Origin of the sequence: Acidovorax sp. 210-6 (genome assembly GCF_010020825.1) — a bacterium.
In the GTDB taxonomy this organism is placed as follows: domain Bacteria; phylum Pseudomonadota; class Gammaproteobacteria; order Burkholderiales; family Burkholderiaceae_C; genus Simplicispira; species Simplicispira sedimenti.
Map to the genome: position 1 here is coordinate 3,230,983 of NZ_JAACJE010000001.1, position 21,613 is coordinate 3,252,595.

General features: G+C 65.1%; 18 protein-coding genes and 1 tRNA gene. 15 read left to right on the top strand and 4 right to left on the bottom strand.

Features of this window, described 5'->3' with window-relative positions:
* Nucleotides 1–14: 14 nt before the first annotated feature.
* Both ychF and GWK50_RS14960 read right to left on the bottom strand, forming a co-directional pair.
* Nucleotides 15–1,109: a redox-regulated ATPase YchF gene (ychF, locus tag GWK50_RS14955; protein ID WP_162017164.1), complete on the bottom strand. Its 1,095-nt coding sequence runs from the start codon at nt 1,107–1,109 to the stop codon at nt 15–17.
* 70 nt (nt 1,110–1,179) lie between these two features.
* Nucleotides 1,180–2,061 (bottom strand): MOSC N-terminal beta barrel domain-containing protein, encoded by an 882-nt coding sequence (locus GWK50_RS14960; RefSeq protein ID WP_162017165.1) that lies wholly within the window; start codon nt 2,059–2,061, stop codon nt 1,180–1,182.
* A gap of 124 nt (nt 2,062–2,185) precedes the next feature.
* Between GWK50_RS14960 and GWK50_RS14965 the strand changes: the two genes are divergently transcribed.
* The 7 genes from GWK50_RS14965 to miaB all read left to right on the top strand — a co-directional run bounded on the left by GWK50_RS14965 (nt 2,186) and on the right by miaB (nt 8,852).
* Complete coding sequence (locus GWK50_RS14965) at nt 2,186–3,313, top strand: FAD-dependent monooxygenase (protein WP_162017166.1); 1,128 nt, start codon at nt 2,186–2,188, stop codon at nt 3,311–3,313.
* A 68-nt stretch (nt 3,314–3,381) separates the two neighbouring features.
* Nucleotides 3,382–4,092, top strand: a complete 711-nt coding sequence (locus GWK50_RS14970) for a DsbC family protein (protein WP_162017167.1) — start codon at nt 3,382–3,384, stop codon at nt 4,090–4,092.
* Nucleotides 4,093–5,898 carry a M61 family metallopeptidase gene (locus GWK50_RS14975; protein ID WP_162017168.1) on the top strand — a complete coding sequence of 602 codons (1,806 nt, stop codon included), beginning with the start codon at nt 4,093–4,095 and terminating at the stop codon, nt 5,896–5,898.
* A gap of 123 nt (nt 5,899–6,021) precedes the next feature.
* A complete protein-coding gene (locus GWK50_RS14980; protein WP_162017169.1) occupies nt 6,022–6,801 on the top strand; it encodes an enoyl-CoA hydratase in 780 nt (259 codons plus the stop codon).
* Nucleotides 6,802–6,859: 58 nt separating this feature from the next.
* A tRNA-Met gene (locus tag GWK50_RS14985) sits at nt 6,860–6,936 on the top strand.
* 83 nt (nt 6,937–7,019) lie between these two features.
* The gene (locus tag GWK50_RS14990) at nt 7,020–7,439 is read left to right on the top strand and encodes a hypothetical protein (RefSeq protein WP_162017170.1); all 420 of its coding nucleotides are present in this window, start codon (nt 7,020–7,022) and stop codon (nt 7,437–7,439) included.
* A gap of 78 nt (nt 7,440–7,517) precedes the next feature.
* A complete protein-coding gene (miaB, locus tag GWK50_RS14995; RefSeq protein WP_162017171.1) occupies nt 7,518–8,852 on the top strand; it encodes a tRNA (N6-isopentenyl adenosine(37)-C2)-methylthiotransferase MiaB in 1,335 nt (444 codons plus the stop codon).
* Between the two features lie 211 nt (nt 8,853–9,063).
* On the opposite strand, the gene ffh is transcribed toward miaB, so the two are convergent.
* Nucleotides 9,064–10,440: a signal recognition particle protein gene (ffh, locus tag GWK50_RS15000; protein WP_162017172.1), complete on the bottom strand. Its 1,377-nt coding sequence runs from the start codon at nt 10,438–10,440 to the stop codon at nt 9,064–9,066.
* An 89-nt stretch (nt 10,441–10,529) separates the two neighbouring features.
* Between ffh and ccsA the strand changes: the two genes are divergently transcribed.
* The 8 genes from ccsA (at nt 10,530) to GWK50_RS15040 (ending at nt 20,611) form a co-directional block, all read left to right on the top strand.
* Nucleotides 10,530–11,327, top strand: coding sequence for a cytochrome c biogenesis protein CcsA (ccsA, locus tag GWK50_RS15005; protein WP_162017173.1), 798 nt, complete (start codon nt 10,530–10,532; stop codon nt 11,325–11,327).
* Entirely contained in the window at nt 11,324–11,551 is a 228-nt protein-coding gene (locus GWK50_RS15010; RefSeq protein WP_162017174.1) for a PP0621 family protein, read from the top strand. Before ccsA ends, GWK50_RS15010 begins: the two co-directional genes overlap by 4 nt.
* 13 nt (nt 11,552–11,564) lie before the next feature.
* Nucleotides 11,565–13,262, top strand: a complete 1,698-nt coding sequence (locus GWK50_RS15015) for a HAMP domain-containing sensor histidine kinase (RefSeq protein ID WP_162017175.1) — start codon at nt 11,565–11,567, stop codon at nt 13,260–13,262.
* Nucleotides 13,263–13,267: 5 nt separating this feature from the next.
* Nucleotides 13,268–14,764, top strand: a complete 1,497-nt coding sequence (locus GWK50_RS15020; RefSeq protein WP_162017176.1) for a sigma-54 dependent transcriptional regulator — start codon at nt 13,268–13,270, stop codon at nt 14,762–14,764.
* Nucleotides 14,745–15,344 (top strand): 1,6-anhydro-N-acetylmuramyl-L-alanine amidase AmpD, encoded by a 600-nt coding sequence (gene ampD / locus GWK50_RS15025; protein ID WP_162017177.1) that lies wholly within the window; start codon nt 14,745–14,747, stop codon nt 15,342–15,344. Before GWK50_RS15020 ends, ampD begins: the two co-directional genes overlap by 20 nt.
* Nucleotides 15,345–15,595: 251 nt before the next feature.
* Nucleotides 15,596–18,454, top strand: coding sequence for a ribonucleoside-diphosphate reductase subunit alpha (locus GWK50_RS15030; RefSeq protein ID WP_242455487.1), 2,859 nt, complete (start codon nt 15,596–15,598; stop codon nt 18,452–18,454).
* A 130-nt stretch (nt 18,455–18,584) separates the two neighbouring features.
* A complete protein-coding gene (locus GWK50_RS15035) occupies nt 18,585–19,784 on the top strand; it encodes a ribonucleotide-diphosphate reductase subunit beta (protein ID WP_162017178.1) in 1,200 nt (399 codons plus the stop codon).
* A 170-nt stretch (nt 19,785–19,954) separates the two neighbouring features.
* Complete coding sequence (locus GWK50_RS15040) at nt 19,955–20,611, top strand: histone (RefSeq protein ID WP_162017179.1); 657 nt, start codon at nt 19,955–19,957, stop codon at nt 20,609–20,611.
* 62 nt (nt 20,612–20,673) lie between these two features.
* Here the strand turns inward: GWK50_RS15040 and GWK50_RS15045 are convergent, their stop codons facing one another.
* Nucleotides 20,674–21,588, bottom strand: coding sequence for a carbohydrate kinase family protein (locus GWK50_RS15045; RefSeq protein ID WP_162017180.1), 915 nt, complete (start codon nt 21,586–21,588; stop codon nt 20,674–20,676).
* Nucleotides 21,589–21,613 lie beyond the last annotated feature (25 nt).

A 21,613-nucleotide genomic window follows, 5' to 3' on the forward strand; every position in this document is an offset into this window, starting at 1 on the left:
GGCGGCCACGTTGGTCACACGTTGAACAGGAAGTTCATCACGTCGCCATCCTTGACGACATAGTCCTTGCCTTCGGCGCGCATCTTGCCGGCATCCTTGGCACCCTGCTCACCCTTGTACTGGATGAAATCCTCGAACGCGATGGTCTGGGCGCGGATGAAGCCACGCTCGAAGTCACCGTGGATCACCCCGGCCGCCTTGGGCGCGGTATCGCCGATGTGGATGGTCCAGGCGCGCACTTCCTTGACACCTGCGGTGAAGTAGGTCTGCAGGCCCAGCAACTTGAATCCCGCACGGATCAGGCGGTTGAGGCCGGGCTCGTCCTGGCCCAGCTCCTTGAGGAATTCCAGCCGGTCGGCGTCGTCCATTTCGGCCAGCTCGGCTTCGATCTTGGCGCAGATGGCGACCACGGGCGCGTTCTGCTTGTCTGCGTATTCCTTCAGGCGGTCGAGCAGCGGATTGTTGCTGAACCCGTCCTCCGCCACGTTGCCGACAAACATGGCGCGCTTGGCGGTGATCAGGCACAGCGGCTTGAGCAACGCGCTTTCCTCGTCGGTGAATTCGAGCGCACGCACGGGCGTGCCCTGATCCAGCGCAGCCTGCACGCGCGTGAGCACCTGCACCAGCTTGGCGGCTTCCTTGTCGTTGCCGCTCTTGGCCGCCTTGGTGTAGCGCTGCAGGCTTTTTTCCACGGTGCCCAGGTCGGCCAGGCACAGCTCGGTCTGGATGACCTCGATGTCTGCAATCGGGTCCACCCGGCCGGCCACGTGGATCACGTTCGGGTCTTCGAAGCAGCGCACCACGTTGACGATGGCGTCGGTCTCGCGGATATGCGCCAGGAACTGGTTGCCCAGGCCCTCACCCTTGCTGGCACCGGCCACCAGGCCCGCAATGTCCACAAACTCGACGATGGCGGGCACGATGCGTTCGGGCTGGATGATGTCGGCCAGCTGTTGCAGGCGCGGGTCGGGCACTTCCACCACACCCGTGTTGGGCTCGATGGTGCAGAACGGGTAGTTCTCGGCGGCAATGCCAGCCTTGGTCAGCGCGTTGAAGAGGGTGGACTTGCCCACATTGGGCAGGCCCACGATGCCGCATTTCAGGCTCATGGCAGGGCTTTCTGGTGTCTATCGGGGAAAACCGGCCATTTTACGGCCCACGCCCCGTGCCCGCTGCTGCTCAATCGAAAGACAGGTCGGCCGCGATACGTTGCCCCACGCGCAGCACTTGGCCCACCCCCTTCAGCACGATGGCGTTCATGCCAAAGGTCACCGCACCGTCCAGGCGCCGGTCCTGGCGGTAGCTGCGCAAGGTGTCACCCACGGCCGGATCGCTGTGCGCCGTGGCGGGGTCGATGTTGGGAATGGGGCAACGCGCGCAGGGCTTGACCGGCTGCAGGTGGATGGGGCCTGGCTCTGCCTCGATGCGCAACAGCTCGATCCGGTCCTCGTCGTGGGACTGCACGCCGTCGATCACCACGTTGGGCCGGAAGCGCTCCATACCCACTGCGGCATGGCCTGCCGCCTGGAGCCGGGCATTGAGATCGTCCAGCGACGCCACGCTGGTGAGCAGCACCGGAAAGCCGTCGCTGAACTGGTTGGGCACTGCACGACCCTGCGTCCAGCGCAGGCTGGACAGGCGGCGCTGCGCCGGGTCAAAGCGCACCATGCGGCAGGGCTGGCCCAAGAAGGTGCTGAACCAGTACGCCGCCGTGTCACCCATGTCCCACGCGTTCACCTGGTCTTGCCAGACCTCCACCACCAGGGTTGGCGCGCCCTGCACAGGCGCCAGCGGCACGGCCAGATCGTCCTGGCCAGGGGCCTGCAGCACCAGCAGGCCGCGCGCGCGGTCGATGTGCGGGCGCACCAGCGCCATGCGCGGCAGGCTGCGCTGGGTCAGAAAGCGATGCTGGTCATCGACGAGCATCCAGGTCCGATCGAATTCCAGACCCGCCTCGGTCAGCACGGCCTCCTGCACCTCCACGCCCGCGCAGGACTTGACGGGGTACACACACAGGCGCGCGACGGCACCGCACAGATCGGCTTGGGAGTCAAAGGTCATCACAGGGCCCTGCAAGGCAAATGGCACGGCGGCCACAAAGGGGGACAAGCATAGCAACGCATACCGACAGCGCCGGAGCACCCCGGCGCCACAGGGCCAGGGCGGCGCTCCTACAATCCCCGGCATGGCGCAATCCTTCGACATTTGTATCCGCGGCGCAGGCGTGGTGGGCCGCACACTGGCGCTGCTGCTGGCCCGCGAGCGACTCTCGGTCGCCCTGGTGGCCAACCCGGCCGGCCCGGCCACGGGCTCCGATGTGCGGGCCTATGCCCTGAACGCGGCTTCGCGCAGCCTGCTGGAGGGCTTGCGTACCTGGCCCGACGCACACCACGCGACCCCGGTCGCGCGCATGGAAGTGGCGGGCGACCAGGACGGGCGCGTGGTGTTTGATGCCGCCACCCAGGGCACGGACGCCCTGGCCTGGATTGTCGATGTGCCCGCACTGGAAGCACGCCTGCAGGACGCCGTGCGCTTTCAGCCCCTGGTGGAAATGGTGACCGAGCCCGTGGCCGCGCCGCTGACGGTGGTCTGCGAAGGCCGCGCCAGCCGCACGCGCGAGGAGTTCGGCGCTCAGTTCGACGTGACCCCCTATCCCCACCACGCCATTGCCACACGGCTGGAATGCGAGCACCCCCACGGGCAGGTGGCGCGCCAGTGGTTTGCGCCAGACGGCAGCATTCTGGCGTTCCTGCCGCTCGATGGCCCCCAGGGCCATGGCGTGGCGGTCGTTTGGTCGGTGCAGCCCGCCCTGGCGCAGGAACTGCAGGCCCTGGACGACGAATCCTTTGCTCACCGCCTGCTGGCCGCCAGCCAGGGCACGCTGGGCGCCCTGCGCACCCGTGGCGCACGTGTGACCTGGCCATTGCAGTACGCCCAGGCGCGGCATTGGTGCGGCGCGCTGGCCGGCCAGCAAGGCGCCAGTTGGGCCCTGGCCGGAGACGCCGCGCACAACGTACACCCCCTCACCGGCCAGGGCCTGAACCTGGGCCTGGGCGATGTGCAGGCCCTGGCCCAGGTGCTGGCCCAGCGCGAAACCTGGCGCAGCACCGGCGACCTGCGCTTGCTGCGGCGCTACGAACGCCAGCGCAAAACCGCCCTGCTGCCCATGGGCCTGACCACCGACGGCTTGCAGCGCCTGTTCTCCCTGCCCCAGCCACCGTGGCAACTGCTGCGCAACTGGGGCATGCTGGGCTTTGACCGCAGCGGACCACTCAAGGAATGGATGGCCCGCCAGGCCATGGGAACGCGTTGACGCCAAAACACTCCAATGCCCATGCCGCCCTGGGCATCCCTCCCACTTCTCACGGAAAGACCTGTTCCATGCACGCACTGTTCCCCCTGCTGGCCGCCGCCGCCCTGACCCTGGGCCTGCCCGCCGCCGCGCAGGAAGCCACCATCCGCAAATCCCTGGGCGAGCGCCTGCCGCAGCTCAAGTCCATCGACGAAGTCCAGCCCACCGCCATGCCCGGGCTGTACGAAGTGCGCGTAGGCACCGACCTGTTCTATACCGATGCCAAGGGCAACTACCTGATCCAGGGCGAGCTGTTCGACACCCGCGCCAAGCGCAACCTGACCGAAGACCGCATCAACAAGCTCACGGCCGTGGATTTTTCGGCACTGCCCCTGAACGATGCCTTCACCATCGTGCGCGGTGACGGCAAGCGCAAGCTGGCCGTGTTCGAAGACCCCAACTGCGGCTACTGCAAGCGCTTTGAACGCGATCTGCAGAACGTGGACAACATCACCATCTACCTGTTCCTCTACCCCATCCTGAGCCCCGACTCGGCCGAAAAGTCGCGCAACATCTGGTGCGCCTCCGACCGCGTGGCCGCCTGGCAGGACTACATGGTGCGCGACAAGGCCCCGGCCGCCGCCACCTGCGACACCGGCGCCCTGCAGCGCAACCTGGCCTTCGGGCGCAAGCACAAGATCACCGGCACACCCACGCTGATCTTCGCCAACGGCGCGCGCGTGCCCGGCGCCATCGGCGCCAAGGACGTGGAAAAGCGCCTGGCCGAGGCCGCGCAGTAAATGGCACGCGCCCAGCCCCCTGCCCCCGCCGGGGTGCACTACCGCATCGCAGCGCCGGATCCGCGCAACCACCTGTTCCAGGTCACGCTGACCGTGGCCCAGCCTGCGGCGGCGCAAGAACTGGTGCTGCCGGTGTGGATTCCGGGCAGCTACCTGGTGCGCGAGTTTGCGCGCCACCTGCAAGGGCTGCAGGCACGCCAGGGCCGCAAGGCCTGTGCGATCACGCAGATCGACAAGCACCGCTGGCGCGTGGACTGCCTGCCGGGCAAGCCGCTGGAACTGCGCTACGCCGTGCTTGCCCACGACGATTCGGTGCGCACCGCATGGCTGGACAGCACACGCGCCTTCTTCAACGGCACCAGCCTGTGCCTGCGGGTCGAAGGCCAGAGCGCCCAGCCGTGCAGCATGGACATTGACGCTCCTGAATTGATAGCTGATAGCGCTGATTGGTATTGCGCTACAGCCCTTATTCCTCAAAAAGTCAACGCCCATGGCTTTGGCCGTTATGGCGCCCAGGACTACGACCACCTGGTGGACTGCCCGGTGGAAATGGGCCCCTTCTGGAGCGCGCGCTTCACGGCCTGCGGCGTTCCGCACCGCATCGTGGTGGCGGGGGCGCCGGCCTCGTTTGACGGCCAGCGGCTGGTGCAGGACATGCGCCGCATCTGCGAAACCACCATCCGCTTCTGGCATGGCGAAGGCCCTGCGCCCTTCGACAACTACCTGTTCCTGCTCAACGTGGTGAACGAAGGCTTTGGCGGCCTGGAGCACCGCAATAGCACCGCACTCATCTGCGGTCGGCGCGACCTGCCGCGCCTGGGGGAAGCCAAGCTGACCGAGGGCTACACCACGCTGCTGGGCCTGGTGAGCCACGAATACTTCCACGCCTGGAACGTCAAGCGCCTGCGCCCGGCCGCATTCACGCAGTACGACTACACGCAAGAGAACTACACCCAGATGCTGTGGTTCTTTGAAGGCTTCACCAGCTACTACGACGACCTGCTGCTGCGCCGCGCCGAGCTGATCGACCACGCCAGCTACCTCAAGCTGCTGACCAAGGCGGTGCAGCAGGTGCTGCAGACACCAGGGCGCGCCGTGCAGACGGTGGCGCAAGCAAGTTTTGACGCCTGGATTCGCTACTACCGGCCCGACGCCCACACGCCCAACAGCACGGTGAGCTACTACACCAAAGGCGCGTTGGTGGCCCTGTGCCTGGACCTGAGCCTGCGCCGCGAAGGCCGCACCACCCTGGACGACGTGCTGCGCACGCTGTGGCAGCGCAGCGCGGGCGGCCCCATGGACGAAGCCCTGCTGCGCGAGGTGCTGCAGGACCTGGGCGGGCGCAGCTTCGACGCCGAGCTGGACGCCTGGGTGCATTCCACCGCCGAGCTGCCGCTGGCCGAGCTGCTGCAGGCCCACGGCATGGCCCTGCAAAGCGATACCCCGCAACCGGCCCAGCGCCTGGGCCTGCGCGTGACGGAGGGCAGCGCCGTGCTGGTCAAGACCGTGCTGCGCGGCGGCCTGGCCGAGCAGGCGGGCATGGCGCCGGGCGACGAATGGCTGGGCATTGAGGTGCAAGGCCAGGGCTGGCGCATCACCCAGCTGGACGACCTGGCCTTGTACGCAGGCAAAGCCACCCAGGTGACGGCCCTGGTGTCACGAGACCGCCGCCTGCTGCGCCTGCCGCTGGCCTTGCAGCGCCCCACCGGCAGCAAGCACAAGGCCAGCGCGCCCGAACAGCCCGACACGGTGACGCTGGCCATCACCGACGCCGCGCGTGCCGCGCGCTGGCTGGACGGCCACTGACACACCGCGGGTCTGCAATTGCGCAGACCCGCAGCGCAGGAATGCACAGCCCCCAGAGGGCATTTGGGCGCGGTGCTTGGGTATAGTCCCAAGGCTTGTCCAGGAACCTGAACGGAGACCCCCATGACGTACGAATGCATCGAAGTCCGCACCGAAGCCGACAAGGTCGGCATCATCCAGCTCAACCGCCCCAAGCAGCTCAACGCGCTCAACGACCAGCTCATGGACGAGCTGGGCCAGGCGCTCAAAACCTTTGATGCGGACGAGAAGATCGGCTGCATCATCGTGACCGGCAGCGAAAAAGCCTTTGCCGCCGGTGCCGACATCACCGCCATGGCCAAATTCAGCTTTGCCGACGCCTACAAGGGCGACTTCATCACACGCAACTGGGAAACCATTCGCTCCATCCGCAAGCCCGTGATTGCCGCCGTCAGCGGCTTCGCCCTGGGTGGCGGCTGCGAACTGGCGATGATGTGCGACTTCATCATCGCCGCCGACAATGCCAAATTCGGCCAGCCGGAGATCAAGCTGGGCGTGATTCCCGGCGCTGGCGGCACGCAGCGCCTGCCACGCGCCGTGGGCAAGTCCAAGGCCATGGACATGTGCCTGACCGCGCGCATGATGGACGCCCAGGAGGCCGAACGCGCCGGGCTGGTCAGCCGCGTGGTGTCTTATGACAAGCTCATGGACGAGGCCCTGGGCGCCGCCCTGGTCATCAGCGACTTCTCGCAGATCGCCGTGATGGCCGCCAAGGAGGCCGTGAACCGCGCCTACGAAGGCACACTGTCCGACGGGCTGATGTTCGAGCGCCGCCTGTTCCACGCCCTGTTTGCCACCCAGGACCAGAAGGAAGGCATGGACGCCTTTGTGAACAAGCGCAAGGCGCAATTCCAGAACCTCTAAAAAAATTAGCGGCGGCTCGATTCACCGCCAAATTTTTTGTTCTATAATTTTGGTCTTCGGTGGTATAGCTCAGTTGGTTAGAGCGCAGCATTCATAATGCTGATGTCCCAGGTTCAAGTCCCGGTACCACCACCAAACTCCAAGCCACTGGCTCGCAAGAGCTGGTGGCTTTTTTCTTGCGCCGTAGAATCGCACTTTTCAGCCCCTGGATAGACACCATGCTCCGCTGTACTCCTTTGCTGCGCCACTTGGCAACCACCCTGGCCCTGGGCGCCAGCGCCTGGATGGCGGCAGCCCCCGCCACGGCACAGAACACCCCGCCCACCGCACTGACCGGGCAACGCAATTTCCCGGAGGCTGCCCTGCGCGGCACCCTGGTGGTCACCTCGGCCACCACGGCGACCATCAATGGCAACCCCATCCGCATGGCGCCCGGCATGCGCCTGCTCAACCCTGAAAACGGCTTGGTGATGTTGCACACCGTGGTGGGGCAGGAGTTCACGGCCAACTACCTCATTGAAAACAGCACCGGCATGCTGCTGACCGCCTGGATTCTGAGCAAGTCCGAGGCCGCGCAGGCCCGTGCGGGTGGTGCAGCCAACACCGTCAACTACACCACGGGCGGCGCCAGCCAGTAAGCCCTGTTCCCCGTGCCGCAGGCGGTGCTCCAGCACACCGCCCGCTGCGCCATTGCACCAGCCCCTGCGAGACACGCCATGGCTAAAAAAATCTACATCAAGACCTTCGGCTGCCAGATGAACGAGTACGACTCGGACAAGATGGTGGACGTGATGCACGCCGCCGAGGGCTACGAAACCACGCAGGACCCCGAGGAGGCCGACCTGATCCTGTTCAACACCTGCTCGGTGCGCGAGAAGGCGCAGGAGAAGGTGTTCTCCGACCTGGGCCGCGTCAAGCACCTCAAGGAGCGCGGCGTGAAGATCGGCGTGGGCGGCTGCGTCGCCAGCCAGGAGGGCGAGGAGATCATCAAGCGCGCGCCCTATGTGGACATCGTCTTCGGCCCGCAGACCCTGCACCGCCTGCCCGAGCTGCTGAATGCCCGCCAGCAGCAGGACCGCCCGCAGGTGGACATCAGCTTCCCCGAGATCGAGAAGTTCGACCACCTGCCCCCGGCGCGCGTGGAGGGTGCCAGCGCTTTCGTTTCCATCATGGAAGGTTGCAGCAAATACTGCAGCTACTGCGTGGTGCCCTACACGCGCGGCGACGAGATGAGCCGCCCGTTCGACGACGTGCTGGTGGAAGTGGCCGGCCTGGCTGACCAGGGCGTGAAGGAGATCACCCTGCTGGGCCAGAACGTGAATGCCTACCGCGGCGCCATGGGCGGCACCAGCGAGGTGGCCGACCTGGCGCTGCTGCTCGAATACGTGGCCGACATCCCCGGCATCGAGCGCCTGCGCTTCACCACCAGCCACCCCAACGAGTTCACGCCGCGGCTCATCGACGCCTATGCGCGCATTCCCAAACTGGCCAACCACCTGCACCTGCCGGTGCAGCATGGTTCGGACCGCATCCTCATGGCGATGAAGCGCGGCTACACGGCCATGGAATACAAGAGCACGGTGCGCAAGCTGCGCGCCATCCGCCCCGACCTGGCCATGAGCAGCGACTTCATCGTCGGCTTCCCTGGCGAGACGGAGGAGGACTTTGCCAAGATGATGAAGCTCATCGCCGACGTTCACTTCGACAACTCGTTCAGCTTCATCTTCAGCCCGCGCCCCGGCACGCCCGCCGCCAACCTGCACGACGACACGCCGCACGAGGTCAAGCTGCGCCGCCTGCAGGAGCTGCAGGCCGTGATCAATGGCAACATCAAGAGCATCAGCGAAAGCCTGGTGGGCAAGGTGCAGCGCATCCTGGTCGAAGGTGCCTCCAAGCGCGATGGCAGCGAGCTGATGGGCCGCACCGAATGCAACCGCGTGGTCAACTTCGCGGGGGGGCAACGCCTCGTAGGCCAGATGGTGGACGTGACCATCACCGAGGCCAAGGCCTACACGCTGCGCGGCGAGGTGCTGACCCGCGATCCAGCCTGATGCTTCAAAAAAGTGAGCTGCTTGCGCTTGATTGACGGTCATCTGCGGCAGAAATGCATGTGAAAACCATGCAAATCAAGCGCCAGAAGCTCTCATTTATATAGCAATCTCAATGTACCGCGCCCATTAAAAAACCGGCTAAACGCCGGTTTTTTGCTTTGGTTTTGATAGCTTCCAGCGCTTGCCAGGCAAGCGCTGGAAGCCAAAAACATCAGAAAGGCATCTTGGGCATGCCGCCGCCCAGGCCCTTCATGCCGCCCATCTTCTTCATGAGCTTCATGAGGCCGCCGCCCTTCATCTTCTTCATCATCTCCTGCATCTGCTCGAATTCCTTGAGCAGGCGGTTGACTTCCTGCACCTGAACCCCCGCACCGGCGGCAATGCGTTTCTTGCGCGTGGCCTTGATGAGCTCGGGCTTGCGGCGCTCCAGCGGCGTCATGCTCTGGATGATGCCTTCCTTGCGCTTGATGTCCTTCTCGGCCTTGTCCAGGTCCACCTGCCCAGCCTTGGCCGTGAGCTGCGCGGGCAGCTTGTCCATGAGGCTGGAGAGGCCGCCCATCTGCTTCATCTGCTGGAGCTGGCCGAGGAAGTCGTTGAGGTCGAAGCCGTCGCCGCTCTTGACCTTGGCGGCGAGCTTCTGCGCGGCCTCCATGTCCACGCCCGCGGCCACCTGCTCGACCAGGGCCACGATGTCGCCCATGCCCAGGATGCGGCCGGCGTGGCGCTCGGCGTCGAACACCTCCAGGCCGTCGATCTTCTCGGACACCCCGGCAAACTTGATCGGCGCGCCCGTGATGGCGCGCACCGACAGCGCCGCGCCGCCGCGCGAATCGCCGTCCAGCTTGGTCAGCACGATGCCGGTGAGCGGCAGCGCCTCCTTGAAGGCCTTGGCCGTGTTCACCGCGTCCTGGCCTTGCATGGCGTCCACGACGAACAGGGTCTCGACCGGGTTCAGCGTGGCGTGCAGGTCCTTGATTTCCTGCATCAGCACCTCGTCGATGGCCAGGCGGCCGGCGGTGTCCACCAACAGCACGTCAAAGTAGTGCTTCTTGGCATAGTCCAGCGCGGCCACGGCGATGTCGTGGGGTTTCTGGTCGGGTGTGCTTGGGAACCACTCGGCGCCGGCTTGCTTGGTCACGGTCTTGAGCTGCTCGATGGCCGCCGGGCGGTACACGTCGCCCGACACCGTCAGCACCTTCTTCTTGCGCTTCTCGATCAGGTGCTTGGCCAGTTTTGCCGTGGTGGTGGTCTTGCCCGCGCCCTGCAGGCCGGCCATCAGGATCACGGCGGGCGGCTGGGCGGCGAGGTTGATGTCGCTCACACCTTCGCCCATCGTGGCGGCCAGCTCCTTGTTGACGATGCCCACCAGCGCCTGGCCCGGCTTGAGCGAGCCCAGCACCTCCTGGCCCAGCGCCTTTTCCTTCACGCGGGCGATGAAGTCGCGCACCACGGGCAGGGCCACGTCGGCTTCGAGCAGGGCCATGCGCACCTCGCGCAGCATGTCCTGCACATTGGATTCGGTGATGCGGGCCTGGCCGCGCATCTCCTTGACGAGGCGCGAGAGTTTTTCGGTAAGGGCGGAGGCCATGTCGGGGGTTCCAGGATAGTCCGCAAAGGGTTGCGGCGGGGGAGGTCGCGCCAGGCCGCACGGCCTGGGCGAAAGGTACACTGTGCAGCATGATTTTAGCGAGTAGCTCTCCCGTGGGTCTGTGGCTCGGGCTGGCAGCGGCAGCGGCCTATGCCGTGCCAGCGCTTGCGGCGGCATCGCTGCAGGCAAGCAGCGCGCGTGCAGCCTTGTGGCTGGCGTGGGTATTGCACGGCAGCGCATTGGCCTGGGCCATGCTGGAGCCCACCCCGCGTTTCGGTTTTGCGTCGGCGCTGTCCGTCACCGCGTGGCTGGTGCTCACGGTATATGCCATCGAACGCCAGTTGTTTCCCCAGCTGCAGGCGCGCTGGGCGCTGGCGGCACTGGGCAGCGTGGCCGTGCTGCTGGCACTGGTGTTTCCGGGCAGTGCGCTGCCTCTGTCAGCCACGGCCTGGCTGCCGTTGCACCTGGCACTGGGCATCTCGGCCTATGGTCTGCTGGCGGCCGCGGTGGTGCATGCGGCCTTGATGACGCGCGCCGAACGCCGCATCCGGCTGGCCGAAGACCCCCACAGCGGCATGCCTCTGCTCACCCTGGAGCGCCTGACGTTTCGCTTCGTCACTGCGGGTTTTGTGCTGCTGACCGCCACCCTGGCCGCTGGCATGCTGTTCAGCGAAGCACTGTACGGCCGCGCCTGGCGCTGGGATCACAAGGCCGTGTTCTCTGTGCTGTCCTGGCTGACTTTTGCGGCGCTGCTGATTGGTCGAAAACGCTTTGGCTGGCGCGGTCGCAGCGCCGTGCGCGTGCTGTATGCGGGTGCGCTGCTGCTGCTGCTGGCATATGTGGGATCGCGCTTTGCGCTGGAAGTAGTCCTGGGGCGCGCCGCATGAAGTACCTGGTACTGCTGGGTGTGCTGGCGCTGGCCTATGCCTTGTGGCGTCAGCAGAGGCGCAGTCCGCCCCCCACACACAGAGCAAGTCCCCCGCCTCCAGCCGCCCCGCTGGATATGGTGGCCTGCGCCCATTGCGGTGTACACCTGCCCCGCGACGAGGCGATCACCATCGATGCGCGCCACTATTGCTGCGCGGAGCACCAGCAACGCGATGCACGCTGAGCCCCAGCCCGCCATGGCGCCTCTCCTTGCCCCAGGCGCCGAAGAGGCTCCGTTTCTGCGGCTGTGGCATGGATTTCTGACCGGCCGGGTGATGGTGGCGCTGACGCTGCTGCTGTTCATGGCAACAGGCCTGGTGCTGAACCAGAACACCGAGTCCTGGATGGTGGCACTGTGCCTGGCTTATCTGGTGTCCTCGATCGCGGTGCGCGTCATGTCCCGGCACCAGGCACCGCGCCCCCAGGCGGGCTTGCACTGGTTACCCACCATCGGCGTAGATCTGGCGGTGGTTGCAGCCTTGCAGACATTGCACAGCGGCGGCATGAATTTCACGCCGCTGTTCGGAATGCCCATCCTGATGGCGGCAGTCCTGGGCACCCTGACCCTGGCGCTGGGCACCACGGCCGCGGCCACGCTGCTGCTGCTGGGCTGGGCGACCTGGGTGAGCGCCACCCCCGCCGGGGGCGACGCCGCACCACACTACCTCCAGGCGGCACTCACTGGAACAGGCTACTTCATCGTGGCCTTTCTCACACACCAGCTGGCCACGCGCCTGGTGCGCGAGCAGCGCCTGGCCCACACCAACCGCATGGCGGCACAGGTGCAAGGACAGGTCAGCAGCCTGGTGATCAAGAACCTGAACGACGGCGTGCTCGTCGTGGACGAGGCGTTCACGGTGCGCATGGCCAACCCGGCCGCACTGGCACTTCTCGGCTGTGCCGCCCATATGCAACCGCCGTTCAGCCTCCTGGAAAACCGTTACTGGCACCCCCTGATGCTGCTGGCGCGCCGGTGTTTCCGCCAGGGACAATCGCAAGTGGCCGACGTCAACCTGCTGGCCGAGGGCCAGAGCCCCGTGGGCCTGCACGCGCAGACCTGGCTGACATCCCCCGACCAGGAACACCCCATCGCCGAAGAAGAACGCCTGTGCGTGGTGTTTCTGCACGACCTGCGGGAGATGCAGGCCCGCCTGCGCACCGAGAAGCTGGCCGCCATGGGGCGCATGTCGGCTGCCGTGGCCCATGAAATCCGCAACCCGCTGGCCGCCATCGTGCAGGCCACCGCCCTGCTGGAGGAAGACCTCAAAGATCCGACGCATCAGCGCCTGACCCAGATGGTGCAGCAAAACGCCGACCGACTGGCGCGCATTGCCGAGGAGATTCTGGACATCGCACGCGTCAAGCACCAGATCAGCCACGCAAACTCATCCACCATTGCGCTGGACGGCACCGTAGCGCAGGTCTGGCATGACTGGCGCGACCAGGACCCCGCGCGACGGCGCGGTCAACTCCATCTGGGTGCGCAAGACATCCATGTGGAGTTCGATCCCGAGCACCTGCGGCGCGTGCTGTTCAACCTGCTGGACAACGCGCTGCGCTACATGGGCCCCGAGGAAGACTCCCTGCAATTGTCCACCCGCGTGACGGCCTCTGGCCGCGCCAGCGTGCAGGTCTGGAGCGATGGCGCGCCACTGGACCAGTCGATCGAGCGCCACCTGTTCGAACCCTTCTTCTCGTCCGAGAGCCGCTCCAGCGGGCTGGGCCTGTACATCTGCAGAGAGCTGTGCGAGCGCCATGGCGCCACCATCGATTACCAGCGGACAGGGCGCACCACCCAGCGTGGCGATATGCAGGGCAATGCCTTCACGGTAAGCTTCCGCAAGACCGGGCGGCTGAAGGAGCCTGCGTCGCTGTTTGACACCGTTGTTGTTTGATTCCCATGAACGCCCCTGCCGCATCCATTCTTGTGGTCGATGACGAGCCCGACCTGCGCACGCTCTACGAGCTGACCCTGCTGCGCGAGGGCTACCACGTGAGCACGGCAGCCACGCTGCAGGAAGCCCACGAGCAACTGCAGACCCAGCGCTTTGACGTGGTCATCACGGACATGCGCCTGCCCGACGGTTTTGGCATGGAGCTGCTGCACGCCTTGCGCGACCAGCAGCGCCCTGAGCGCTGCGTGGTGATGACAGCCTATGGCTCGGCAGAGAACGCTGTCGAGGCATTGCGCTCGGGCGCGTTCGACTACCTCACCAAGCCGGTCGATCTGAAGCAGTTCCGCTCCGTCGTGGCCTCTGCCGTGCAGGGGGGCGAGGGCGTGCCCGCACCGCGCAGCCAGCGAGCGACCGTGGCACGCAGCGAGGCCCTTCCGTGTGCTGCCGGCAGCAATCCGGCATTGGACCGCCTGGTAGGCGAATCCGAGGCCATACGCACCGTCAAACAACGCGTGGCCAAGGTGGCCCGTGGCATGGCCCCCGTGCTCATCCGCGGCGAATCCGGCACCGGCAAGGAGCTGGTGGCGCGCGCCCTGCACGCCAGCAGCCAACGCGCCGCAGGGCCACTGGTGGCCGTCAATTGCGGCGCCATTCCGGAAAATTTGCTGGAAGCCGAGTTCTTTGGCGCCCGCAAGGGTTCATACACTGGCGCAACCGCCGACCGTGTGGGCTACTTCCAGGCAGCGCAGGGCGGCACCCTGTTCCTGGACGAGATTGGCGACCTGCCGCTGTCCATGCAATCCAAGCTGCTGCGCGCCATCCAGGAGCGCAGCGTGCGGCCGCTGGGCTCCACACAAGAGGAGACGGTGGACGTGCGCATCCTCAGCGCCACGCACCACGACCTGGCAGCCGCCGTGCAGGCCGGGCGTTTCCGGCAGGACCTGTACTATCGGCTCAACGTCATCGAAATCTTCATTCCCCCGCTGCGCGAGCGCAAGGAAGACCTGCCCGCGCTGTGCCAGGCCCTGTTGGAGCGCATTGCGCGCGAATCCCACAGCCCTGTGGCCAGGCTGACATCCACCGCCTTGGACGCCATTGCCAGCTACCCGTTGCCAGGCAACGTGCGTGAACTGGAAAACCTGCTGCACCGTGCGGTGGCCCTGAGCGAAGGTGACGAACTGCATGTCGAGCCCTTCACTTGCACCAGTGCCCCGGCAGACGCAGTGGCCTCTGCTGCATCCACGCCCCACAGCACGGCGGCCGCAGTCTCTGCACCCAACGGCAGCGACGCTGCCCATGCCCTTCCCTTACCCAAGGACCTGCAGGCCTGGCTGGACCAGCAGGAACGGGACATCCTGGTGCGCGCACTGCACGCCAACCATTTCAACCGCACGGCCACTGCGGCCCAGTTGGGCATCAGCCTGCGCCAGATCCGCTACCGCATTGCACGGTTGAACATCCAGGGCCCGCAGGACGATCTGCATGCCGACAGCGAGCACTGAGCCCAATACGCAGCCCTGGCAGGGTGGCTGGCACACTGGCGCCAAGGCCCTGTCTTCGCCCCATTGCGGCCCACGGCCCGAGGGCGCCCTGATCGATCTGATTGTGGTGCATTCGATCAGCCTGCCGCCCGGTGAGTATGGCGGGCGCGCCGTGCACGACCTGTTCGTGGGCCGCCTGGACTGGGATGCGCACCCCTACTTCCAAGGCATCCGAGGCCTGCAGGTATCGGCCCATTTCTTGATCACCCGTGAAGGCGCACTGTGGCAGTTTGTGGATTGCGACCAGCGCGCCTGGCACGCCGGGCGCTCCAGCTACCGAGGCCGCATGGAGTGCAACGACGACTCGGTGGGCATCGAGCTCGAAGGCCTGGAAGGCCTGCACTTCGAGCCTGCACAGTACACAGCCCTGGCGCAGCTTTGCAAGGACCTGGCACTGCGCTACCCCATTGCCCATGTGGCGGGCCACGAGCACATCGCCCCAGGCCGCAAGGCCGACCCGGGCGCTGGTTTTGACTGGCCCCGCCTGCAAGGCCTGCTCGGCTGGGCTCCCGAACGCTTCCCGGCCACCATTAGTCCGTAACCTCCCCACCCCTTGACCCCTGGCCTGCCACCGGCAAGCCAGGCACGGTGCTGCACGTTTTCCGGATCGTCGATACACTACATATAGTGTTTTGTTTTTAATAAAACATTACCTATGGTGTTTGATTGACTGCTATCAAAACACCATGCAGCGCAAGCAGCGCTGCCCTTTGTCCGTGTTTCGACCACCCTTTGGAGGACACCGTGCCCACCACCCAGCCCAGCCCCGCACCAGCACCCCACACGCTGCCCATAGCGACCCCGCCATCCCACGCCTTGCCCCCACCCGTTGCCGGGACGTCGAGCCTGGCCCACTACCAGATCATTCGGCGCAATGGTGCGGTGGTTCCTTTCGAGCCTCCCAAGATCGCTGTGGCCATGATGAAAGCCTTCCTGGCAGTGCACGGTACCCAAGGCGCCGTATCGGCCAGTGTGCGTGATGCGGTGGAGGCATTGACCCACACCGTGGTCCGCGCCCTGCTGCGCTCGCGCCCCCATGGCGGCACCTTCCACATCGAGGACGTGCAGGACCAGGTGGAACTGGGACTGATGCGCGGCGGCCACCACGAAGTGGCGCGTGCATATGTGCTGTACCGCGAGCAACGGGCACAGGAGCGGCAGCGAACGGCACAGCCCCCTCAGGACGCCACGCCGGTGCTGCATGTGACCGATGGTTCCCAAAGGCGCGCGCTGGACGTGCACAGCCTGCGAGCGCTGGTGGAGTCGGCATGTACCGGCCTGGATGCGGCGGTGCAGGCCGCGCCCATCGTGCAGGAAACGCTGCGCAACCTGTACGACGGCATTGCCGTGCAGGACGTGCACAAGGCCGCCATCCTGGCCGCACGCACCCTGATCGAGAAGGAGCCCGGCTACACCTATGCGACAGCACGCCTGCTGCTGCACTCCATCGTCCGGGAAGTTCTGGGGCATGAGCTAACACATGCCGAGCTCGCCCCCCACTATGGCGAGCAGTTTGTCGAGGGTCTACGCAAGGGTGTCGAGCACCGCCTGCTGGACGAACGGCTGCTGCAGTTCGATGTGCAGCGTCTGGGGGCCGCACTGGTGCCCTCGCGCGACCTGCAGTTCGACTACCTGGGGCTGCAAACCCTGTACGACCGCTACTTTCTGCACGTACAGCAACGGCGCTTTGAACTGCCCCAGGCCTTCTTCATGCGCGTGGCCATGGGACTGGCACTGAACGAGATCGACCGCGAGGCCCGCGCCATCGAGTTCTATGAGCTGCTGTCGTCGTTTGACTTCATGTCGAGCACGCCCACGCTGTTCAACAGCGGTACGCCGCGCTCGCAACTGTCGAGCTGCTATCTCACCACCGTACCCGACACGCTCGACGGCATCTACGAATCGCTCAAGGAAAACGCCCTACTGTCCAAGTACGCAGGAGGTCTGGGCAACGACTGGACGCGCGTGCGCGCACTGGGCAGCCATATCCAGGGAACCAACGGCCAGTCCCAGGGCGTGGTGCCTTTCCTCAAGGTCGTCAACGACACCGCCGTGGCCGTGAACCAAGGCGGCAAACGCAAGGGCGCGGTGTGCGCCTACCTGGAGACCTGGCACCTGGACATCGAAGAGTTCCTGGAGCTGCGCAAAAACACGGGCGATGACAGGCGCCGCACGCACGACATGAACACGGCCCACTGGATTCCGGATCTGTTCATGAAACGTGTGCTGGAAAACGGCCCCTGGACCCTGTTTTCGCCTGCCGACGTGCCCGACCTGCACGAGCGCTATGGCACCGATTTTGAGGCGGCCTATCTGGCCTACGAAGACAAGGCGCAGCGCGGCGACATTCACCCCACCAAGACCGTGCAGGCCACGGACCTGTGGCGCAAGATGCTGACTATGCTGTTCGAAACAGGCCATCCATGGATCACATTCAAGGACGCCTGCAACGTGCGCTCGCCTCAGCAACACGCAGGGGTGGTGCACTCGTCCAACCTGTGCACGGAAATCACCCTCAACACCAGCGACCAAGAAACCGCTGTGTGCAACCTGGGCTCCATCAACCTGGCACGCCACATCAAGGACGGCGGCATAGACCATGACAAGCTGCGGCGCACGGTGGGCACGGCCATGCGCATGCTCGACAACGTGATCGACATCAACTACTACGCCGTGAAGAAAGCACGCGATGCCAACCTGCGCCACCGCCCGGTGGGGCTGGGCCTGATGGGGTTTCAGGATGCGCTGTACGCACTGCGCATCCCCTACGCCAGCGAGGCGGCGGTGGTTTTCGCCGACCATTCCACGGAGGCGCTGTGCTACTACGCCTACTGGGCATCATCCGACCTGGCAGCAGAGCGCGGGCGCTATTCCAGCTACCAGGGCTCCCTGTGGGACCAGGGGGTCCTCCCGCTCGACAGCATCGACCTGCTCGCACGCGAACGTGGCGGCCATGTGGAAGTGGACCGCAGCACCACACTGAACTGGGATGCACTGCGCCAAAAGATCAGGCATGACGGCATGCGCAACTCCAACTGTGTGGCGATTGCACCGACCGCCACCATCTCCAACATCGTGGGCGTGGATGCGTCCATCGAACCCTGCTTCGGCAACCTGTCGGTGAAATCCAACCTGTCGGGCGAGTTCACCGTGGTCAACCAAGCGCTGGTAAGCGAGCTCAAGGCACTGGGTTTGTGGGACGAGGTGATGCTCATGGACCTCAAGCATTTCAATGGTTCCCTGCTGCCGATCGACCGCGTTCCGCAAGAGATCAAGGTGCTCTATGCAACGGCCTTCGAGATCGATCCAAGCTGGTTGGTGGAAGCCGCCGCGCGGCGCCAGAAATGGATCGATCAGGCCCAGAGCCTGAACATCTACATGGCCGGCGCCTCCGGCAAGAAGCTCGATGCGCTGTACCGACTGGCGTGGCTGCGCGGGCTCAAGACCACCTACTACCTGCGCACGCACAGTGCCAGCCATGTGGAGATGAGCACCGTGAACAAGCGACAGCTCAACGCCGTCTCCACCGATATGGATGCGCAGGCCCTGACGGCCGGTGCATCTTCCACGAGCACGGGCCATGGCGACCTGCCTGCCAGTGATGTGCGCATGTGCGCCATCGACGATCCCTCCTGCGAAGCCTGTCAGTGATCGCACACACGCAAGACGCGATCTCTGCATCGCCTTGCGTGTGTTTTGACGCAACAAATCCGCGCAGCGCAACGCAAGCGTGCTTTTCTTTTTGCAGCGCTGCTTCCATAATTCACGCACTGGAAAAACCATGTTGACCTGGGACGAAGAAGTCACCTCCGCATTGGCAAAAACCGCATACGCTGGTCTGCAACAACACCGCGTGGTGGACACGCCACCGCCTCCATCCGCCACTGCAGCACAAACCGACCGCACCGCTGCAAGCACCGTGGCCCCTGCCCGCACCGCTCCCGAATCCAGAGCATCGGGCACACACCGCATCCAGGCCGCCGACAAGCGCATCATCAACGGCAAGACCGATGTCAACCAGTTGGTGCCCTTCAAGTACCAGTGGGCCTGGGAGAAGTACCTCGCCACTTGCGCCAATCACTGGATGCCGCAAGAGGTCAACATGTCGCGCGACATCGCGCTGTGGAAGAACCCCCAGGGCCTGACCGAAGATGAGCGGCGCATCGTCAAGCGCAACCTCGGCTTCTTCGTCACGGCAGACTCGCTGGCGGCCAACAACATCGTGCTCGGCACCTACCGCCACATCACAGCTCCGGAGTGCCGCCAGTTCCTGTTGCGCCAGGCCTTCGAAGAAGCCATCCACACGCATGCCTATCAGTACATCGTCGAGTCTCTGGGGCTGGACGAGGGCGAGATCTTCAATGCCTACCATGAGGTCCCGTCCATCCGCGACAAGGACGAATTCCTGGTGCCGTTCATCGACACCATCATGGACCCGGCCTTCCACACCGGCACACCCGACAACGACCAGAAGCTGCTCAAGAGCCTGATCGTCTTTGCCTGCCTGATGGAAGGGCTGTTCTTCTACGTCGGCTTCACCCAGATCCTCGCCCTGGGCCGTCAGAACAAGATGACCGGGGCCGCCGAGCAGTACCAATACATCCTGCGCGACGAGTCCATGCACTGCAACTTCGGCATCGATCTGATCAACCAGATCAAGCTGGAGAACCCACACCTGTGGACAGCGCATTTCAAGGAAGAGATCAAGGCCTTGTTCGCGCAGGCCGTCGATCTGGAATACCGATACGCCGAGGACACCATGCCCCGGGGCGTGCTCGGCATGAACGCATCGATGTTCAAAGGCTACCTGCGTTACATCGCCAATCGCCGTGCCCAGCAGATCGGACTGGAGGCACTCTTCCCCCACGAGGAAAACCCGTTCCCGTGGATGAGCGAAATGATCGACCTGAAGAAGGAACGCAACTTCTTCGAAACCCGCGTGATCGAGTACCAATCGGGCGGCGCACTCTCCTGGGATTGACACAGCGCCATGCCACAACACACCACGCCCCGCACACCACGGCCCGCCCCAGGCCGTACTGCGGAGCGTTACTGCATTCATGGAGATGGGAGGGTCCCCAACGCCATGGATCGCTTTGGGTCTTGCGCAGACCTGAAGTGCTCTCAATCCAATGACCCAAGGAGAAAATGATGGCAACTGCGAAGAAACCGGCCGCCAAGAAGGCCGCCGCCCCTGCGAAGAAAGCTGCACCGGCCAAGAAGGCTGCTGCCCCAGCGAAGAAGGCCGCTGCACCCGCCAAGAAGGCCGCTGCTCCTGCGAAGAAGGCCGCTGCACCCGCCAAGAAGGCTGCCGCTCCTGCGAAGAAGGCCGCCGCACCCGCCAAGAAAGCTGCCGCTCCTGCGAAGAAGGCTGCTGCTCCTGCGAAGAAGGCCGCTGCTCCTGCGAAGAAGGCCGCTGCTCCCGCCAAGAAGGCTGCTGCTCCTGCGAAGAAGGCTGCACCCGCCAAGAAGGCTGCGGCTCCTGCGAAGAAGGCCGCTGCTCCCGCCAAGAAGGCTGCTGCTCCTGCGAAGAAGGCCGCTGCACCCGCCAAGAAGGCTGCCGCTCCTGCCAAGAAGGCTGCACCCGCCAAGAAGGCCGCTGCTCCTGCAAAGAAGGCCGCTGCACCCGCCAAGAAGGCTGCCGCTCCTGCCAAGAAGGCTGCACCCGCCAAGAAGGCCGCTGCTCCTGCAAAGAAGGCCGCAGCCCCTGCGAAGAAGGCCGCTGCAGAAAAACCTGCCGCCCCTGCCGCACAGACCACGCTCAATCCCCAGGCGGCCTGGCCCTTCCCTACGGGCGCAAAGCCCTGAGATTCAGGGCCCCTGGCCCTGTCTCCAACCCGGTGCCCAGCACCGGGTTTTTTTATGGCAAATCAGGCGGCCACAATCGCTGGATCAAAGTCCAGCACGTAGTTTTGCGGCCCGCGGGCGGCAATCTTGAGCGCCCCCATCCGATTGCCCAGCTCGGCGCAGCGCGCCAAGGGCCAGCCACGCTCCAGTCCAAACAACAGGGCGCCTCGCCATGCATCGCCACAACCCGTGGGATCCACCACAGCCGCAGGAGCCACGGGAGCAACCAGGGTGCATTGCCCCCGCTCCCAGACCTCACAGCCCTTGCCGCCCAGGGTCACAACCAAGCCCTGCACCTTTCGAGACAAGCCGGCCAGATCCAGGCCGGTGCGCTCACACAGCATCTTGCCCTCGTAATCGTTGACAGTGACCCAAGTGGCCTGCTCCACGAAGCGCAGCAGCTCGTCCCCAGAGAACATGGGCAGCCCCTGCCCCGGATCGAACACGAATGGAATGCCGGCCGCATGCATCTGCTGCGCGTGCTGCAGCATGGCGTCACGCCCGTCGGGCGCAATGATCCCGAGGCGAATGCCCTGCGCGTTCCCGGCGCCGATGGTTTGTGTGTGGGCCTGCATCATGGCGCCAGGATGAAAGGCCGTGATCTGGTTGTTGTCACGGTCGGTCATGATCATGGCCTGGGCGGTGTAGGTGTCCTGCACCTGCCCCACGCAACGGGTGGTGATGCCCAGCGCCTGCAGGCGCTGCAGGTAGGACTCGCCATCGCTGCCCAGCATGGCCATGGGCACCGCCTCACCGCCCAGCAAGCGCAGGCTGTAGGCGATGTTCCCCGCACAGCCCCCGAAATCGCGGCGCAGCGCAGGCACCAGGAACGACACATTGAGGATGTGCAACTGGTCGGGCAGGATCTGTTCGGCAAACCGCCCCTCAAAGCCCATGATGGTGTCGAAGGCCAGCGAGCCACAAATCAGAACAGCCATAGTCTCTTTCGTTGTTTGCGCCACC

Bases quoted from the DNA above. Each gene is read 5' to 3' on its own strand.
- GWK50_RS14970 (WP_162017167.1), top strand. From the start codon at position 3,382: ATGCACGCACTGTTCCCCCTGCTGGCCGCCGCCGCCCTGACCCTGGGC.
- ccsA (WP_162017173.1), top strand. From the start codon at position 10,530: ATGATTTTAGCGAGTAGCTCTCCCGTGGGTCTGTGGCTCGGGCTGGCA.
- ychF (WP_162017164.1), bottom strand. From the start codon at position 1,109: ATGAGCCTGAAATGCGGCATCGTGGGCCTGCCCAATGTGGGCAAGTCC.
- GWK50_RS14960 (WP_162017165.1), bottom strand. From the start codon at position 2,061: ATGACCTTTGACTCCCAAGCCGATCTGTGCGGTGCCGTCGCGCGCCTG.
- GWK50_RS14990 (WP_162017170.1), top strand. From the start codon at position 7,020: ATGCTCCGCTGTACTCCTTTGCTGCGCCACTTGGCAACCACCCTGGCC.
- GWK50_RS15045 (WP_162017180.1), bottom strand. From the start codon at position 21,588: ATGGCTGTTCTGATTTGTGGCTCGCTGGCCTTCGACACCATCATGGGC.
- GWK50_RS14975 (WP_162017168.1), top strand. From the start codon at position 4,093: ATGGCACGCGCCCAGCCCCCTGCCCCCGCCGGGGTGCACTACCGCATC.
- ffh (WP_162017172.1), bottom strand. From the start codon at position 10,440: ATGGCCTCCGCCCTTACCGAAAAACTCTCGCGCCTCGTCAAGGAGATG.
- GWK50_RS15035 (WP_162017178.1), top strand. From the start codon at position 18,585: ATGTTGACCTGGGACGAAGAAGTCACCTCCGCATTGGCAAAAACCGCA.
- miaB (WP_162017171.1), top strand. From the start codon at position 7,518: ATGGCTAAAAAAATCTACATCAAGACCTTCGGCTGCCAGATGAACGAG.
- GWK50_RS14980 (WP_162017169.1), top strand. From the start codon at position 6,022: ATGACGTACGAATGCATCGAAGTCCGCACCGAAGCCGACAAGGTCGGC.
- GWK50_RS15040 (WP_162017179.1), top strand. From the start codon at position 19,955: ATGGCAACTGCGAAGAAACCGGCCGCCAAGAAGGCCGCCGCCCCTGCG.
- GWK50_RS15015 (WP_162017175.1), top strand. From the start codon at position 11,565: ATGGCGCCTCTCCTTGCCCCAGGCGCCGAAGAGGCTCCGTTTCTGCGG.
- GWK50_RS15010 (WP_162017174.1), top strand. From the start codon at position 11,324: ATGAAGTACCTGGTACTGCTGGGTGTGCTGGCGCTGGCCTATGCCTTG.
- GWK50_RS14965 (WP_162017166.1), top strand. From the start codon at position 2,186: ATGGCGCAATCCTTCGACATTTGTATCCGCGGCGCAGGCGTGGTGGGC.
- GWK50_RS15020 (WP_162017176.1), top strand. From the start codon at position 13,268: ATGAACGCCCCTGCCGCATCCATTCTTGTGGTCGATGACGAGCCCGAC.
- ampD (WP_162017177.1), top strand. From the start codon at position 14,745: ATGCCGACAGCGAGCACTGAGCCCAATACGCAGCCCTGGCAGGGTGGC.